Here is a 17,083-nt window from a genome sequence, read left to right on the forward strand (position 1 = left end):
GGTTCCGGTTGTGCAATATTGTATTGGAGGAATGTAAATGAACTCTGTTGGCATCGATGTTTCAAAAGGTAAAAGCACGATAACTGTAAATCGTATGGGAGAAGAAATCATCCCGCCCTTTGATGTTGATCACACCATCAGTGAACTCAGCGAGCTGGCAAAGCTGCTGAAAAGCCTGGACGGTGAGACCCGCGTTGTTATGGAGGCAACAGGCAACTACTATCTGCCCATTGCCGCCATGATTTACAATGCCGGCATTTTTGTCTGCGTGGTCAATCCCATACTGTTACGAGGGTACGGCAGCAGCCTGAGACCTGGCAAAACAGACCGGGCAGACGCCAGAAGGCTCGCCAGGTATGGCCTGGAACACTGGACTGAACTTTTGCCATATGCACCGCAGGAGAACACCCGGGCACTGCTCAAAACCTGTTCCCGGCAATATCAGCAGTGCGCGAAGATACAGACTATGCTCAAAAACAGTCTTATTGCACTGCTGGATATGACTTTTCCTGGCGTAAACCGGATTTTCACCAGTCCGCAAAGGCCTGACGGCAGCCAGAAATGGGTGGACTTTGCTGACAGTTTCTGGCATCGTGAATGTGTTTCTGGGCTTTCCGAGAAGACTTTTACGGACAAGTATCATATGTGGTGCAAAAAGCATGGCTATAATTTTTGCATCGCCAAAGCCTGCCAGATTTATGCCTGTGCCTCTGCCGCTGTAAGCGTCCTTCCTAAAACTGAGCACACAAAATTCTTGCTCAAACATGCTGCCGCTCAGCTTAAATCCACTTCCGCGTCTTTGGCCGCGCTCCGCAACGAAATGCAGTCCTTAGCCTCGGCGCTGCCCGAATATTTCGTGGTCATGGAGAAATTCGGTGTTGGCCCTGCCCTTGGCCCTCAGCTCATAGCCTAGATCGGCGATGTGCGCCGTTTCAAATCGAAGAAATCTCCGGTTGCATTCGCTGGGATCGATGCTCCGCCGCATCAGTCGGGGTTATTCAATATGCGCAGCCGTCATATCTCTAAGCGCGGTTCTCCGGCTTTACGCAGAACCCTGTTTCTTATTATGACTACGATCCTGGCACGTTCTCCATCCGACGAACCTGTCTACCAGTTCATGATCAAAAAGCGCTCTGCGGGCAAGCCTTATAAAGTGTGCATGATGGCTTCCGCCAATAAATTTCTCCGCATCTACTATGCCTCTGTAAACGCCTTTCTCAATTCCCTGCAGGCTTAACTTCCATTTGAATTTGACAATTCGGCTGACGTTTTTATTGGGCGGCGGCTTGTTTTTATATGCTCTTTTTACCGCTTCTCTTTCATCATCACTTTTTTTCATTTTCGGTATTGACTTTTATTAGCAGGTCTCATAGGGGTAAAAAAATACTCCCTATCTGTTTTCAATAGAGAGTATACACTGCAATTATCTACTTTTTCTCAAAAGAGGGAGTTTTGAAAAAAGCGAGTACTCTTGCGCCGTTTGAAACATCGGCAATCTTCAAGTAACCGCCATAATTTTCACATAGCAACTTACAGATGTATAATCCAAGGCCAAAATGTTCAGAACGTTCTGTTTCTTCTGTAAAATAGGGACTTGTTACCTTGTGAACAGTCTTTTTATCGAATCCTTTTCCGTCATCTGATACGGAAAGTAATAACCCGTTGCCCTGTAAAGAAAAAGACAGTGTGATGGAAGTCTGGGCAAATCGCACAGCATTTGCTATGAGATTATTGCATACTTCAGAAACAAACATTTTATCCATAAGAATATCACAGTCAACCGTTTTATTTTGCATAAGTAGCTTTTTCCCGTTTTGTGTGCATAAAATCAGCGCACTTTCCTGCAGAGACGATACGAACTGCTGTAAAGGAACCGTTTTATATTCCGGCCGTGTATCCTCCAGTCGCCGAAGGTTACTCACACTATTTACGTAGGCTTCCATACGGGAAAGGTGCTTTCCCATGGTGACAGCGATTTCTTTTGTCTGCGCATGTTCACTTGACTGCAGCATCTCATTATATCCTTTCAGCACCGCGAGAGGGGTGCGCAGGTCATGTGCAAAAGTAGCATTAAGCCGCTTGCGTTCTTCGACCTGACGCCACATTTCAGAAAAATTATTTGCAAGCATAGCCCGCATAGTTTCAAAAGAGCCAACCAGTCTCCCCAATTCATCTTTGCTGTCATATCCAATTGAAAAGTCTAAATCGTTATTGGATATCTTTTCTGATGCTGTCCGTAACTCAGCAAGCGGCTTTCTCAGTTTTTTTCTGTAAAAAAGCAATGCCGCCGCTATAATACACAGCGCAGAATACACAGGTGCGGCAATCAAGGGAAGCAGCTTCAATAGATTTATAGTGCGTTCGTCACTTGGAGACAACGGAACAAATTCTTTTCCAATATATACGCCGTCTCCCAAGCGTTCGCCCTGCTCATTTGTCAGATAATTTTTTTCACCGGACGCTGGGTAAGACATCCGAATGGCTTCGGCTGCTCTTTCGCATATGGAATTTGTCATTACCGAAAGAACGAGTGCAAGCATGACAAAAATCACAATATAAAACACAAGACTTCCAGGAAGGGATAAATCTCGCAGGGTACGCTTCATTTTATCCATTTATACCCGCACCCCTAAACCGTTTCGATATATACTTTGTCTGTATATGCAGCTATTTTTGTCCGGATCCTGCGAATATACTCTGTCACAACACTGCTGTCCCCTTCGCTGTCATATCCCCAAATGCTTTCATAAATCCGTTCCTTATCGAAAATCTGCCCCGGATTCTGGGATAAAAACTCTACGATGTCAAATTCTCTTTTTGCAAATCCTATACGTTTCCCCTGAAAGAACAAACAGCGTTCTGTATAGTCGATAACCAAGTCACTGGAAAACTTAATCTTCGCCTCGAAATTATGCCGTGTTTCTCTCCGTAAATGTGCTTTTACCCTTGCTTCAAGCTCTACAAGTGAAAAGGGCTTAACGATATAATCATCACCGCCGGCAGCAAATCCTTTTACCTTATCTGTATCTTCAATCCGGGCGGTCAGAAAAAGAATAGGACACGATATATAATCCCGAATATGCCTGCAGACCTCTAATCCATCCAGACCTGGCATGCATATATCAAGCAAAATAATATCCGGATTATGCTCCACTTGTTTTAGCGTTTCCGTTCCATTTGCCGCCGTTAAAACGACATAGCCTTTGCGCCTAAAGAAACTTCCAAGCATTGACACAATATCCGCTTCGTCATCGGCTATCAATATTTTTGCGCTCATTTTTCACACCTCCATTTGGATTAGTATAACAGATGCTTCTCAACATTTTATCTACATCTTCTTTCCTCTCATATTATGTCCAATAAGCTTTCTGCTCTTTCCATATTTCATGGGTGCTGAATGATAGCGTCTACATAGGTCGGCATCATAAAGAAGCAGATGCTTTACGGTCAAACTCATATATCTAAAAGCAATGAGGGCAGAGACGCAGGTCCCCACCCTCATTATTTCTTCTTTGGTTCCCATATTCGACAACCTTTTTTGTATTTTTGCTTACATTAGGACACAACGCCCATTCGGTTTTTACCATCTAACAACCTCCTTACCACCATAACATTGAAGCTAATGTTGTAACGGTTGCATCATCATCGTCATTGTTTTGCGTTTCGATTTTGCAAAAGCCAACCCATTTCTCTTGTTTGGAAATATTGTAAACCATATAGCTGCATTGAAATTCCTTTTGTAAACGGAGAACAATAGCATAATTAACTTCAATATTCAAAATATTTTTTAGATTATCAAAGGATAACTTAATCTCTGTTTTTCCGGTATTTTCAAGATATTTTTGCAGTTCTTTATAATTCCCCATATTATCCTCCATTCAACGCCGATTTTTATAACAAAATATAGCAACATAATATATCCTGTTTAATTATCATTCGCTCTCTTGCTCTTTCGCTGTTCTCTGTGCCGGTATACGCGGTTCGCTCGAAGGAAGCTCTATCTGACTTTTATAGGTTATCTTATTCCCAAGATACTTGAAGCCTCCGTTGTCATATGGCATTACTGTAACCTCGTGCGAAAAAAGGCAATCCGTCTTATTGTCCAGGCACATGACATTCACTTTCAATGTTATTGACCCGTCTTTATTCTCTGTTGCCTCTGTGATTTCCGGTATCACCGTTGGGTAATACGCAATGTTGGAGCAGTTAAGGTCCTGCCAGGGGTATATATCTTTTTCCGCGTTATATAATGCCCTTTCTTTGAACTCTGCCAGAGAGATTTCAAAATATGGCAGAATTATCCCCTCAAACTCCTCTGCCGGAATACAGCAATGGTAATATGGCTCATCCTCTTGCGCATAGTCCCTTGCATAGACATAATCATTGTGTTTCAATTTATATAGCCATTCAAACAGGTCGTTAAAGCACAAGTCCCCATAATCCGAGGTATCCCAATCACAGAGAAACAGATTTACATTGTGATACCCCACTGGCAAAATATATTTTGCATTTAAGTCGTATAATTCCTTGTCTACAGGCTTAAGCCTTAATATTATTCCTGAAAAACGACCTAGAAAAAAGCAGTAGAAAGTGGTAAAATAGAGAGTATGGAATACATAGATTTACGAAAACTGAAAAGTGGAGAACTCAAGCAGATACGCCGGCAGGTCGTACGCCTCAAAAAGATGGGGAAAACCGGGAAAGAAATAGAGGAATTAACCGGAGTACGGCAGAGTCGCGCCAGCGAAATATGGACGGCATATAAGCGAGAGGGAGACAAAGCGCTGGAACCGAAGAAACACGGATTCCAGAAGGGGACGCATCTGCTTCTGACACCGGAGGAGCAGGCGGAAATACGGGAAACGATTGTTACCCGCCGCCCAGAGGAATTCGGCATTCCTGGGAGTCTGTGGACGCTGAAGAAAGTGTGTGCATACGTCTGGAAAAGGTATCGGAAAAAGATCTCGGACGGCAGTGTGTCGGATTATATGCGGCGCTGGGGCTTGACGTGCCAGCGTCCGGTCAAGCGTGCCCGGAAACAGAATCCTTCCCGTATCTAAAGGTGGCGGGAGGAAGAATATCCGGCCATCGACCAGCGGGCCAAGGCAGAAAATGCCGTGATTTACTGGGGAGACGAGACTGGAATCGACAACTGCTCGAACTGTGAGCGCGGGTTTGCACCCAAAGGACAGCCTCCTGTTCTGTCGGTGGAAACGAAAAGAGAGAGGCTGAATATGCTTTCCGCCCTGAGCAGGCAGGGGGACGTTCGCTTTATGATGTACGAGGATTCCATGAACCAGCAGCGCCTGATCCAATTTATGGACCGGTTGATTCGGACCTCCAACCAAAAGGTTTTCCTGATTTTGGACAACTTAAAGGTGCACCACGGGAAGAAAGCCGCAGCCTGGCTGGACAAGCATCGGGATAAAATCGAGCTGTTCTTTCTGCCGCCCTATGCTCCCGAGAGCAATCCGGACGAATATCTCAATCACGCGCTGAAACTTTCGGTCCATTCTGGCGACTTACCTCGGACCATATACGATATCCGCCATAAAACTACTTCCTTCATGCGAACATTACAACATTCTCCTGATAAGGTCTCCGCTTTCTTTCAACATAATCAGATTTCCTATATTCTTGTTCGGGGGTAATAGCTGCGTCGCATCCCACACCTTTTTTGCCGGTTTGTTTTGAAAATAGAAGTCTCCATTAAAAGTCGTATCCCAATTTAAGACTTCCCACTTTCCCCCATCAGATATCTCCAAATTACCTTGCTCGTCCCAAACTGTGGAGACAAAAATATAACTTGCATCACCGGCGGAATATCGCAAAGCACGATAATATACACTGCCGGTGAGCGACACCTCCCAGAACACAGTTTCTGCGTCCTTATTTTTCTGAACGTCTTCCCAAAAGCTTGAAACACCGTCAGGGTTCTCAAGGTATTCTGGGTAGACGCTATCACTGTTAATAACAGAATATCCTGCTTTTTTCAAAACCATTTCAATCGAATCTCTGTCTTCCTGAGATATGACGTCCCAATTCGGCCAATCCTGAGAAGGCGTCTTTTCGGCCTCCTCATATATATCCTTGTAAAGCGACGCCGCTTTTTTGCATTCGTCATGAATCTCTTTCATCTCACTCTCTGAGATTTCATCCCCAGTATAGCCAGAATCTATGGGTCTGATTTGTGATGATTCTTCTTCACTTGTTTTGCCACTATCTGGCATAGGATTATTGCATCCGCTCAGGGTAGCTGTCAGCAGCAGAACAAGAACTATGATCTTGGCTTTTCTCATTTCTATCACCATACCTTTCTGCCGCCGTACCCAGTGACAGTAACATAATATTGCATTTTGCTAAGCGGCTATACTTGAAAAAGCAGGCACACTTCAAAGCATGTATATTATAGCAAAGAGCACGGATAGATTCTCCACTTTTCATCCCTATCTAATGATAGCTGATAGCCTAGCAGCAAAATCCAGTACGCATGACAAAAGCTTACTATCTTTCCGAGATGCTAACAACTTCAACTGCAACACTGCCGCCCCTTACAATCTCAATTCTATTCGTAAATTTCCTTTGCAACAAAGCAATCAAATCATCATTTCTGTTTTCTGTCTGGGTACATTCCAAAAGAACGGCAGAGCCGTCATAGTCAATGATTGTAACCCCAAACACTTTTGAAATTCGAAACAGCTCTGTTATATCCTCATCAGAGCAGCCATTCACCCTTACAAACAAAATTTCTTTCATGTGAATGGGGGTGTCCGTATAGTCCACTAATTTGATCACCTCGACACTCCTGCTTAGCTGCTTCTTAATCTGCTCAAAAGTCTTATCATCACTTGTTAAGCTGATTGTCATTCGTGATATAGTGCTGTCCTCTGTAACTCCAACTGTTAAACTGTCTAAATTATAAGACTTGGCAGAAAATAAGCCTGAAATGCGGGCAAGTACGCCTATTTCATTTTCCACAAATAAACATATCCATCTTTTTTTCATTCTCCATGCTCCTCGCTTTCCAGAATCATATCGTTAAGGGAGTTCCCTGGGGGAACAATCGGCATAACATTGATTTCTCTGTCTATAATAAATTCAATAACTGTAGGAGCTTTTGTATTCTGCTTTGCACTTATCAAAGCATCTTTTATATCTGCTGGCTTGGTTACACGGATGCCTTTTGTCCCATAGCTCTCCGCCAGTCTGATAAAATCGGGCGTATATTCTGGGCAGCAATGGTTTGGCGTATTGCAGCCTATCTCGCAACTCTTTCGGTAACGCATACAAGTACTTGAATACCGTCTGTCATAGAACATTTCCTGCCATTGCCGCACATTCCCTAAATATCCGTTATTCAATATACAGATGATAATAGGAAGCTCGTAAACGACAGCAGTAGCCATTTCCTGTATATTCATCTGCATACCGCCGTCTCCAGAGATAACAATTACATCTTTATGTGGATTGCCAAGCTTAGCCCCGATTGCCGCAGGGAAGCCGTAACCCATAGTTCCCAATCCTCCAGAGGTCAGCATTTGTCTATTTTCATCAAGCGCAAGAAACTGTGTTGTCCACAACTGATTCTGTCCAACATCTGTAGTGACAACTGCATCCGTAAAGATTTCATTGACGGCTTTTATTACCATTTGCGGAGTCAGTCCAGATCTCCCCATGTCGATGGGATATTCCTTTTTCCAATCATTGATTTCATTTACCCATTCCGAAACAGAAAGCGGCTCTGCTTTTTCAAGCAGGGAGCAGATTGCTTTCTTCGCATCAGCCACGATAGGGACATCCACCACAATATTCCGTGAAATGGAGGCTGCGTCAATGTCAATGTGGATTATTTTGGCGGCTGTCGCAAATTCCTCTATCTTTCCCGTGATACGGTCGTTAAAACGTGTCCCTATAGAAAATAGGACATCGCAGTTACTGATTGCCCTGTTTGCCGCATAGCTTCCATGAATCCCTATATTACCCACATATAGGCTATGCGTTGTGGGAATTGCTCCTTTTCCCATAATGGTGGTGATGACAGGAATACCTGTGAGCTCCGCAAGCCGTGTCATCTCTTTGTTTGCATGTGCGATATTTACTCCGCCTCCTATCAGAAAGACGGGCTTTTTCGCATGGCGCAAAATATCCAACGCTTTATTTAACTGCCCCATATGTACGGAGGTGTTCGGCTTATAACCTCGAATAGTTATTTCTTTCGGGTAAAAATCGCTGCCATACGCCCTCTGGATGTCCTTCGGCAAATCAACAACAACTACGCCTGGCTTTCCTGTCTTTGCAATATAAAAAGCCTTTCTGATTGTTTCTGCCAAATCCTCTCTCTTTCGTACAGTTACCGCATATTTGCTGATGCTTCTTGTAATGCCTACGATATCCACTTCTTGAAAAGCATCATTCCCAATCAGGCTGGTTGGCACTTGCCCCGTAAAGCATACAAGCGGAACACTGTCATAATTTGCAGTGGCAATACCCGTAACGAGATTCGTAGCACCGGGTCCGCTGGTTACAAGACAGACGCCCACTTTTCCTGTGGAACGGGCATATCCGTCTGCCGCATGAACTAAACCCTGCTCATGGCGTGGCAAAATTACATCTATATCCTTTTCTCCATATAACGCATTAAATAGGTCTATTGCCTGTCCTCCCGGATAAGCAAATAAAGTTGTAACAGATTCTTCTTTCAAAGCTTTTACAAATAACTCAGCACCTGTTATCTCCATAAATAACATTCCTCCTTTTGTATGCGTGTGCTTGATTGCATATAGTCTATTTTTTTCGGTACTACCATAAGGGCAGTACCGATTTTTACTGTTCCAATCCCTTTATGAACATTTGCACACTGCTTTTTATGTATTCATCTTTTTCTACTTTAGATAATTCATTGCCAAAAGACGCATTTAGAAACGTATAGCCAAACGTTGATGAAATAACTGTCAGAGCCAGCGCATCAAAATCTGCTTTTGGTATTTTTCCCAATACAAACATTTGATTAAGATACTGCGTGAACGATGATAAAAAAGCCTGCGGAACTTTCATAATGAGGGCAGACGTTTCCTCATATAATCGAGGCGCTCTCAAGCCGATAGACAAATTTACAAAATCTGGCGTCATTCTGTCCATGTATGCTTTCATAAACATCTCTATGTCTGCCTGCAAATCCCACTGCACATTTTCAAAAATTTTTGGGGTTATATTTGCCCTCCAACCAGCTTGTTTTACTCCCTGTAACACGATATCTTTCTTATTCTTGAATTTACGAAACAACGTACATTCATTCACACCTGCTACCTTGGCAATCTCTTTCGTGGTAGTTGCAACATATCCTTTATCCCGCACTAATGCCATTGCAGCGTCAATTATTTTTTGACTTGTTTCATCCATGTTCATCGCCTCCATGCAAGTACACACTTTCATTATAACAAAAAAGTACCTAAAAGTCAACCAATCCACTTTCAGTACTGAAATACTGAAAGTAATCTTTTAAGTAAGAGGTGTAAAATGCAATTGCAAGCACATCAAAGCGGATAAACGGCATAGCCCAAAAGCTATACCGTTTCCAGCGAACATTCTTATATTGTTTATAAGTGCCCTCATCCTTTGGATCCCATATTTCTGTAATTGTATAGTGCGCTCAACCCCATCTGTTCGTCTTCTCGCATTCAAGTTTCCATTTGCAAGGGTTTCACCCATATTTCCATACAAGCCATATCCTCTGGGCTGCGATCATACTTTTCTGCCGAGAATGGCTCAGTTGTTAAGCCGTGTCTGGGCAGCCATGTGCTGAAAAGATACTTATTGGCCTGATTGAGCGCCACTGTTACCAAATCTTCAAAATTCTCCGCTTCAATTCTGCAGACGATATATTCTCCTTCGGGGAGTTCCTTATACACAAAGCCCTCTGGTAACTGATCCGGGATTTCATGAACCAGTCCGCCCGCAAAATAAGTAAAACACCCCTGTGCGGAATTCCCCATGTAGGACATTCCCATTTCTACCCCACTGCTAAGAACCTGTTTAGTATCTAGCCAACCATCCGGTCCAGTGATAAAATAGAGGGGATGAGGGGGGAAGACAGGTGAGGAAAAGCTATCCAAGTGACATCAGTCGGAAACAATTTGAAGAAATACGCGAGGAATTGTCCAGAGTCAAAAAGCTAACACATCCCAGAAGCTACGACCTGTATGACATATTTTGTGCAGTTTTGTATCTGTTGAAAGAAGGATGCACATGGCGAGCCATCCCACATGATTTCCCTAAATGGCAAAATGTGCGGTATCATTACGACATATGGTCAAATCCAGATGAAAATGGAGTCAGTGTTCTTGACAGGGTTTTACGCAAACTGGTGGAAGCAGAGCGGGAAAAAAACGGACGCAAGGCACAAACAACAATGATAATTGTCGATTCCAAAAGCATTCAAAATGCTGATACCGCAGAAGAAAAGGGCTATGACGCGGGGAAAAAGTATCTGGGATAAAACTACATATTGGCGTGGACATTTTGGGGCTACCCCACGCAATTATGGTGACGACCGCCAATGTAACAGATCGAACCGGCGCAATTGATATGGTTGATTATTATTGTGATGTAACCGACCATCTGTCTGCGCTCAAAAAGATTATGGCAGATGGAGGCTACACCGGAGAAACATTTGCAAACTCAATCAAGGATCTTTCTGGTGCGGAGGTTGAGGTCGTTAAGCGCAACGAGCTCCATACTTTTGCTGTCCTGCCAAAGCGCTGGATTGTGGAGCGCTCTTTTGCCTGGCTCGACAAATGTCGGAGACTCTGGAAAAACTGCGAACGTAAATTACAGAACTCTTTTCAAATGTTTTCTCTTGCCTTTATTCGTCTGCTCTTAAATAGATGCTAAACAGGTTCTAAGACTTGCCCCCAGCAGTTCCTTCTCCTTGTAGTAACGCCTCCAAAGCTGTCCCGGTACATCTACGCCAGTACTTTCACCCACTGGCGTTTGTTCGGAGATATTAACCTCTGTTTCAAAGCCGAGATATGTGTCTGGCTGTTCCAGCGTCTTTCTTTGAATTCCCAAGACGATATCTCCCACTACCAGTGGAACACCTTCATCTACCAATACATAATTCATTAAAACTTGCGGGCGGTCAAATGTATTCAGCATCGGTAAATCCTTTCTGTACTCGTCCGGAGTTATTCCATATGTTTCTTTGAAAACCCGTGTGAAATTGGCATGGCTGGAAAAACCATAGTCCATGGCTATATCAAGAATCCTTCGGTCCGTATCCTTCAGATTTTCGATTACCTTTGCCAGACGACGGAGCTTCACATATTCCTGTACCGGTTTACTGACCAAGCGTTTAAACAGTCGCTGGAAATAGAACGGCGACAGGCAGGCGATATTCGCCAGCTCTTCCGTCAAAATTTCTTCTGCCAAGTGTTCTTCAATAAAATCTAAAGACTGTTCGATTGCTTCCCATGCGTGCATTGCGGCACCTCCTATATTTGATGATCCCATCATACCATACTATTTTTGACCGTGCTTCTCACCCTATGCCCTTTCTGTCCATATAACCTGGAATAGATCTTCCGTATAACAAATCCAAGCCGCTCCTTTCCGGATTTCGCAAACCCAGTATAGGAACGGCTCATTTGTTTTCTATCGTATCCTCAAATCCTCCCGCAAATGTCAAAGAGATTGTTTTTGCGGTATAAAACTGCGGTTGCAGCCAGAATGACAATACAAATCCCGGCCCTTAGGTAAACGGCATACCCTTTGGGAACAATTCCAACAGCCACAGCGCATAGAATTGCCAATAAAAAGCCGCCCATACCCCCAAGCATGGAGGAAGCGCTCTGTTTGACGACGCGCACCTCACTCTCCCATTCCAGTATAGGGAAGCGGAGATTGATCGTGATGCCGTATACACAGGAAAACAGGATAATCGCGGCGGGAATCAGCACCAGCCACAGCAGCTCCCCTGCTCCCGGTTTCAGGGCAAAGATAAGAAGCAGCTCCGAGAGCAGGTAGAAAGGCAAAAGGAGCAGCAGATTCATGAGGATCTTGGCATCCAGAATGTTTTTGGCAGACAGGGGCAGGCTTTTTATAATCCACCAGTTTTTGCCCTCCATAGAGATGGATGTCGCTGTGGTGGTCATCATACAAAACACTCCCGCTATCACAAACGGGACCACTTGACCTACATCTATGGGCAGGGGCAGCAGCTTTTTTAGCGTCTCTGGTCCGGTGACAAGCAGTGCCCCGGATAAGACGCAGCTCATCACCGGCCCAATGATGGTATTGGTCACATAGATGCTGGAAGAAAAGTACCGTCTAAACTCCCGCCTGCACAGAGAGGACAAAACAGTACTTGCCTTGAGCGCTCCCATCTGGTAATTGTGCTTTGCTGCGCTGCTGTAAAGGCTCTCACAAATCTTCTGAAAACAAAGGACAACGCCTGTCGCTACAACTGCAAATACCGCCAGAGACACAGCGGCGCACAGCACACCGCTCAAAATATCCTCGCGGGTTATGGCTGTGCCAAGCCAGACCGCCGGTGGATACACCTTCCTTAACAGCGCCATCACAGTTGCAGACAGGTTTTGCAGCATTCCCGGGTCTATGCCGCCATCCATGGCCGACAGCCGGGACGAACCGTACATGATCCCCAAAACTGCTAAAATTGACAAGCTTGCCGCTATCAGGCTTTTGTGGCGCATACGGGAGGAGATGCCGGTAATCAGTGCGCCGATAAAAATGGATGCAGCTATGGGGATTAAGGGAATGCTCCCCAATCCAAGCAGTCCCGTTAGATAAAAACCGGTGCCCGGATGGAGGTTCCACGCATATACAGCCATGCCGGGCAGCAGCACCGCCAAGGTCATAAGCAAATCTTCCACATACATTCTAAGTAACCGGCTGATGACAACCGAACCCTTTGACAGAGGCAGCGCGCACAAAATATCGTATCCTTCTTTTCGGAAGATGACGCTCCCCGCTTTGAGCACACCAAAAGCAAAAATCAGTGCGCTGGAAAGGGTGATGAGATAGGCGGGAACCGTTTCCTCCAATCCCGAGTAAATCAGCCCATAGGTCAGGCCACCCACATAAAAAATCAGCATGGCAAGCAAGATAATCCAGAGGGCCAACAAACCGAGCGACTTCTTTTTTGCCCTTTTGTCCTTGGAAAAGCGGAGAACATTGAGTCCGCACAGGTTACATAGTTCCAGTTTGGTCAGTATTTTCATCTGTTTTAGCATCCTCTACCACCTCCATAAAAATGGACTCCAGGGACTGCCCCTGCTTTACGATGGCCTGCATATCGCCAGAGGCAATCAGCGTCCCCTCCTTGATCATGGCCACTTTGTTGCACAGCTTCTCCGCCACATCCAGCACATGGGTGGAAAAGAAGATGGAGCCGCCCTCTGCACAGATGCTGCGCATGATGTCTTTGAGGATTACCGCCGCCTTTGGGTCAAGCCCCACAAAGGGCTCGTCCAGAATCAGAAGCTTGGGCTGATGTACCAGCGCGGAAAGGAGCGCCAACTTCTGCTTCATGCCGTGGGAATAGGTGGAGATGAGATCCCCCAGGGATGCCGTGATTTCAAAGGCCTCTCCGTACTTTCTAATTCTCTCCTCCCTCTCCCCTGCCCCCACGCCGAATACATCGGCGGTAAAGTTCAGGTATTGGATGCCGGTCAGGTATTCGTATAAATCCGGGTTGTCCGGGATATAGGCAAACTGACGTTTATAGGCAAGGGGATCCTTTCTGATATCAATTCCACCTATTTCTATCGTTCCGGCGTCAAAGCCCTGAATTCCCGCCACGCATTTCAGGGTGGTGGTTTTTCCCGCGCCGTTGTGGCCAATAAAGGCGTAAAGATCCCCCGGCGCAATGTGCAGGCTCAGGTCGGTGACGCCCTTGCTGCTTCCTTTGTAGTGCTTGGTCAAATGATCGATCTTTAACATGGCACACTCCTTTTTGATTACATACACTCCATCTAATGAATTTTATGTTTTCTCTATTCAAAAAGCGCAGAACCGGGTTCATCTCTTTTGACGTACCAGTTCTGCGCCTGAGATATCTGTAGTAACCTACTTTCTATATTATAACCGTTTCCGGTCAAAGAAAACGACTGCCAGCACCATAGACAGGCATATCATAAGTCCTACTGCTGCTATACTGATAAAGTAATCCCCTGGGTTATTTTGCCCTTGCAGCAAAGACATGCCATCCATTAGCTTTACCGGAAGAAACGCACTAAGTTTTGGGAACATACTCAGCAGGTATACCCCCATGGAAGCGCCGCCGACTCCTAACAGCACCTGTGTGCTACTCCGTGATACAGCCGAAAAGAATACCAATAGCGCGATTGCCCACATCCCAAACAACCAGGTCAGGGCAGCGGCTAGGAACAGATGGTATGCAATCCCGTTATCCCAAAAATACGCATTGTATCCGTAAGTAATCCCAAAACAAATCCAATACAGCGCTGTCCATGCAGCAAAAATCATCCATGCTTTTGCCAGTACGATCTTCCGCCTGGACAATCCCTTTGTTACCACAGGGATCAAGGTTCCCTTTTGATATTCAGCGGTAAAGCTTCCGCTGCTTATCAAGATAAATATAATAAGCCCTACCGGGATATTCTTATAAAACTGCGCCCATGAAGTCATGGCGTCTACATTAACAGACGTAGTGACAAGCCCTGTGTCCGCAAGGGATTCCGAAAGTGTTTCCATCAGCCATGGCGTCAGCTTTGCCAATGCCGGATTCATGATTCCAAACAAGGTAAATACTAGCAGCAAAATCATAAGGCGTCCGGTTCGGCAAAGTTCCATCCATTCTTTTTTCAGAAATGCACTCATTTTCCCACCACCTCCATGAACAATTCTTCCAGGGACGCCTCCTGACGTTCGATACGCAGGACGGGTATCCTTTTATCCCCGAGGTAATACAGGATATCGGGCAGATTCCCCGCATCCTCCAACAGAAGGGTGTTTCGTCCAATAGATTTCAGGTGAGGAAATACCGATGAAAGCGTCTGCGAATCTTCTAGCCGCTCCAGCTCCAGTTCAGCTGCCGCAGTCGTTTTTATTTTCCGTACTTCCTCAAGGCTTCCCTGCAGGACAATCCGTCCGTCATGCAGAAATGCAATTTCATCACAGATATGTTCTACATCGGAAAGGATATGGGTGGAAAAGAGCACCGTTGTCTGTTCCTTTGCGTTTACCAGAATATCCAGCAGTTCCTTACGCCCTGCCGGATCCAGTGCGGAAGTGGGCTCATCACAGATCAAAAGCTTAGGACGGCCAAATAAAGCTTGCGCAATTCCTAAACGCTGTTTCATTCCACGGGAAAAGCCCTTGATCCGGCGATCCTCTTTTTCCAACCCCACCAGGCGAAGCAGCTCCTCACAGCGTCCCTTAATTTCTTTTGACGGCATACCGGTAATCTCCCCGCAGAACCGTAGGTACTCGGTCGGTGTCATATAAGAATAGAATTCCGGAACATCCGGCAGATATCCCACAAACCGGTTGGTCTGCGTATTCCCATAATGAACCCGCATCCCGTTTACAGTTATTTCGCCGCTATCGCTGGTAAGCAGACCGAGAATCAGTTTCATGGCGGTCGTTTTCCCCGCTCCGTTTTGCCCAACAAAACCGAACACTGTATGTTCCGGAACAGAAAAGCTCACATCCCGCAGCACCTGTTTCTCCCCAAAGCGCTTTGCTATATGAGAAAGAGTCAACATTTCCATATCAGTTGTCCTCTCTTCCCAAAAAGAAATATAAAATCGGGCCGATAAACTGCATTCCGATCAGCACAACTGCAATCCACAGCCCACGGCTGCCGCGCTTATATGTTTTATGCGTCAGAATATGATAAAGGGTATAACCAAGCAATGCGATCTCTGCCACAGCCAGCGGAATTAGTAATGGCAGCATTCCCTTGATATCAGGCATTCTCCCCACCTCCTTCCGTTAATCTGTAGACGAGCTTTTGAAATTTCTCTTTTTCTTTCAAGCTGTCAAATGCAGGATAGACCAGGGCTTCCCGCAGACTCTGACGGATAAAGCTTTTGTCCCGGGGCGCCATGCTTCCCAGAGGCAGACGGTCAATCCAGGCCTCCAGTTGATTGAAGTAACCGTCCCCATGTAACCCGGATTGCTCTGGTTGGAAAAGTTTATCGATACATTTTTCAAAGCGGCGGAGAGCCGCTAACGCTTCCTCTTCTCTCCCATTTACCGCATAAACGATTGCAGACTGGAATTGGAACTGGGCAGCGACATTCGGGTGGAGCGTATCCAAATGATACAGGTCCATGACTCCTTTTATACGCCGGATGGTTTCCTCACAATGTTCTATATTTCTTTCATCCAGGGAAAGATCCAGTATTGCGTCGCCTATCAAATTCAGCAAATCCAGATATTGCTTCGCCTGTGCATAGCTCCTTGCCTTTTCCGCATCTCCGGATAGCTGATACGCCTGCACCAGCAAGGTTCCGTTTTGACCGGAAAGGCGGCTGGGATCTGCAGACGGTTCCAGCTCCTCAATCGCCTCCGCCGCTTTTCCAAGCTGAAGATATAATCCTGCTCTCAGAACTACAGCGTCGCTGCAGACGCCCACATCACTGCAATTCTCCACAATGCGGTCACACCATCCCACTGCTTCCTGCAGGAGCGCTCTGCGTTCCTCCTCTGTCCCCGCAAGCATATAGTGATTCCAGTATAGGACGCTGAGCTGGAGCAGAAACGGATAGCAGGCATAATATTTATGAGCCAGCACCCTGGTCTTCTCCAATACGTCCGCAAAAGGAAGGGTTGCGAAATCTCTTGACAAGTCTGCGTATTGGTGACGAATCTGCTCACTGGAAAGTTGAGCTTCATATCCGATCAGTTCGTCTACTGTTACATCAAAAAAGGTTGCCAGCTGTGGCAAAAGCAATAGGTCCGGCGTATTGATTCCTTTCTCCCACTTGGATACCGACGCCTTGGTTACACCCATAAAGTCGGCCAGTTCCTCTTGGGTAAGCCTCTTTTCATGCCGAAACCGAATGATATTTTCTGGTAAATTCAGTCTGTTCATTGA

At 45.5% G+C, this 17,083-nt stretch carries 19 protein-coding genes and 2 pseudogenes; 4 read left to right on the forward strand and 17 right to left on the reverse strand.

Going from position 1 to position 17,083, the window contains the following annotated elements; translation table 11 throughout:
* Positions 1–37: 37 nt before the first annotated feature.
* Positions 38–1,237: pseudogene (locus tag ADH66_RS10060) on the forward strand (IS110 family RNA-guided transposase).
* Between the two features lie 190 nt (positions 1,238–1,427).
* On the opposite strand, the gene ADH66_RS10065 reads toward ADH66_RS10060, so the two are convergent.
* From ADH66_RS10065 to ADH66_RS10085, 5 genes are all read right to left on the reverse strand, one after another.
* Entirely contained in the window at positions 1,428–2,615 is a 1,188-nt protein-coding gene (locus ADH66_RS10065) for a HAMP domain-containing sensor histidine kinase (RefSeq protein ID WP_066541215.1), read from the reverse strand.
* A gap of 14 nt (positions 2,616–2,629) precedes the next feature.
* Positions 2,630–3,277 carry a response regulator transcription factor gene (locus ADH66_RS10070; RefSeq protein WP_066541214.1) on the reverse strand — a complete coding sequence of 216 codons (648 nt, stop codon included), beginning with the start codon at positions 3,275–3,277 and terminating at the stop codon, positions 2,630–2,632.
* A gap of 51 nt (positions 3,278–3,328) precedes the next feature.
* On the reverse strand, positions 3,329–3,523 hold the full coding sequence (locus ADH66_RS20635) for a hypothetical protein (protein WP_066541212.1): 195 nt from the start codon (positions 3,521–3,523) through the stop codon (positions 3,329–3,331).
* A 76-nt stretch (positions 3,524–3,599) separates the two neighbouring features.
* Positions 3,600–3,866 (reverse strand): hypothetical protein, encoded by a 267-nt coding sequence (locus ADH66_RS10080; RefSeq protein WP_066541210.1) that lies wholly within the window; start codon positions 3,864–3,866, stop codon positions 3,600–3,602.
* Positions 3,867–3,932: 66 nt separating this feature from the next.
* Complete coding sequence (locus tag ADH66_RS10085) at positions 3,933–4,622, reverse strand: DUF6070 family protein (RefSeq protein WP_330397737.1); 690 nt, start codon at positions 4,620–4,622, stop codon at positions 3,933–3,935.
* Here ADH66_RS10085 and ADH66_RS10090 point away from each other — a divergent pair.
* Positions 4,608–5,060 (forward strand): winged helix-turn-helix domain-containing protein, encoded by a 453-nt coding sequence (locus ADH66_RS10090; protein WP_084384191.1) that lies wholly within the window; start codon positions 4,608–4,610, stop codon positions 5,058–5,060. The two genes, ADH66_RS10085 and ADH66_RS10090, sit on opposite strands and share 15 nt — an antisense overlap.
* Positions 5,061–5,081: 21 nt before the next feature.
* A pseudogene (locus ADH66_RS10095) lies at positions 5,082–5,651 on the forward strand (IS630 family transposase); the annotation flags it as partial.
* Here the strand turns inward: ADH66_RS10095 and ADH66_RS20020 are convergent.
* The 5 genes from ADH66_RS20020 to ADH66_RS10115 form a co-directional block, all read right to left on the reverse strand.
* A complete protein-coding gene (locus tag ADH66_RS20020) occupies positions 5,577–6,311 on the reverse strand; it encodes a DUF6070 family protein (RefSeq protein WP_066541206.1) in 735 nt (244 codons plus the stop codon). The pseudogene ADH66_RS10095 and the gene ADH66_RS20020 overlap by 75 nt on opposite strands.
* 193 nt (positions 6,312–6,504) lie before the next feature.
* Positions 6,505–7,005, reverse strand: coding sequence for an acetolactate synthase small subunit (gene ilvN / locus ADH66_RS10100; RefSeq protein ID WP_066541204.1), 501 nt, complete (start codon positions 7,003–7,005; stop codon positions 6,505–6,507).
* Positions 7,002–8,738 (reverse strand): biosynthetic-type acetolactate synthase large subunit, encoded by a 1,737-nt coding sequence (ilvB, locus tag ADH66_RS10105; protein WP_066541202.1) that lies wholly within the window; start codon positions 8,736–8,738, stop codon positions 7,002–7,004. Before ilvB ends, ilvN begins: the two co-directional genes overlap by 4 nt.
* An 85-nt stretch (positions 8,739–8,823) precedes the next feature.
* On the reverse strand, positions 8,824–9,399 hold the full coding sequence (locus ADH66_RS10110; protein WP_066541198.1) for a TetR/AcrR family transcriptional regulator: 576 nt from the start codon (positions 9,397–9,399) through the stop codon (positions 8,824–8,826).
* 278 nt (positions 9,400–9,677) lie between these two features.
* The gene (locus ADH66_RS10115; protein WP_236757011.1) at positions 9,678–10,001 is read right to left on the reverse strand and encodes a GyrI-like domain-containing protein; all 324 of its coding nucleotides are present in this window, start codon (positions 9,999–10,001) and stop codon (positions 9,678–9,680) included.
* A gap of 92 nt (positions 10,002–10,093) precedes the next feature.
* Between ADH66_RS10115 and ADH66_RS10120 the strand changes: the two genes are divergently transcribed.
* A protein-coding gene (locus ADH66_RS10120; protein ID WP_088364400.1) for an IS5 family transposase occupies positions 10,094–10,890 on the forward strand; the annotation gives its coding sequence in 2 pieces (ribosomal slippage) (positions 10,094–10,484 and positions 10,484–10,890; 798 coding nt in all).
* On the opposite strand, the gene ADH66_RS10125 is transcribed toward ADH66_RS10120, so the two are convergent.
* The 7 genes from ADH66_RS10125 to ADH66_RS10155 form a co-directional block, all read right to left on the reverse strand.
* The gene (locus ADH66_RS10125; protein ID WP_407922894.1) at positions 10,876–11,478 is read right to left on the reverse strand and encodes a helix-turn-helix transcriptional regulator; all 603 of its coding nucleotides are present in this window, start codon (positions 11,476–11,478) and stop codon (positions 10,876–10,878) included. The two genes, ADH66_RS10120 and ADH66_RS10125, sit on opposite strands and share 15 nt — an antisense overlap.
* Before the next feature lie 182 nt (positions 11,479–11,660).
* Positions 11,661–13,238 carry a hypothetical protein gene (locus ADH66_RS10130; protein WP_066541196.1) on the reverse strand — a complete coding sequence of 526 codons (1,578 nt, stop codon included), beginning with the start codon at positions 13,236–13,238 and terminating at the stop codon, positions 11,661–11,663.
* Positions 13,207–13,959, reverse strand: coding sequence for an ABC transporter ATP-binding protein (locus tag ADH66_RS10135; protein WP_066541194.1), 753 nt, complete (start codon positions 13,957–13,959; stop codon positions 13,207–13,209). The genes ADH66_RS10130 and ADH66_RS10135 overlap by 32 nt, the downstream gene beginning before the upstream one ends.
* 138 nt (positions 13,960–14,097) lie before the next feature.
* Positions 14,098–14,859, reverse strand: coding sequence for an ABC transporter permease (locus ADH66_RS10140; RefSeq protein ID WP_066541192.1), 762 nt, complete (start codon positions 14,857–14,859; stop codon positions 14,098–14,100).
* The gene (locus ADH66_RS10145) at positions 14,856–15,752 is read right to left on the reverse strand and encodes an ABC transporter ATP-binding protein (RefSeq protein ID WP_066541190.1); all 897 of its coding nucleotides are present in this window, start codon (positions 15,750–15,752) and stop codon (positions 14,856–14,858) included. The genes ADH66_RS10140 and ADH66_RS10145 overlap by 4 nt, the downstream gene beginning before the upstream one ends.
* 1 nt (position 15,753) lies before the next feature.
* Positions 15,754–15,957: a PLDc N-terminal domain-containing protein gene (locus tag ADH66_RS10150; RefSeq protein WP_066541188.1), complete on the reverse strand. Its 204-nt coding sequence runs from the start codon at positions 15,955–15,957 to the stop codon at positions 15,754–15,756.
* Positions 15,950–17,080, reverse strand: a complete 1,131-nt coding sequence (locus ADH66_RS10155) for a helix-turn-helix domain-containing protein (protein ID WP_066541186.1) — start codon at positions 17,078–17,080, stop codon at positions 15,950–15,952. Before ADH66_RS10155 ends, ADH66_RS10150 begins: the two co-directional genes overlap by 8 nt.
* Between the last annotated feature and the right edge of the window lie 3 nt (positions 17,081–17,083).

It is taken from the genome of Acutalibacter muris, from assembly GCF_002201475.1.
GTDB classification, from domain to species: domain Bacteria; phylum Bacillota; class Clostridia; order Oscillospirales; family Acutalibacteraceae; genus Acutalibacter; species Acutalibacter muris.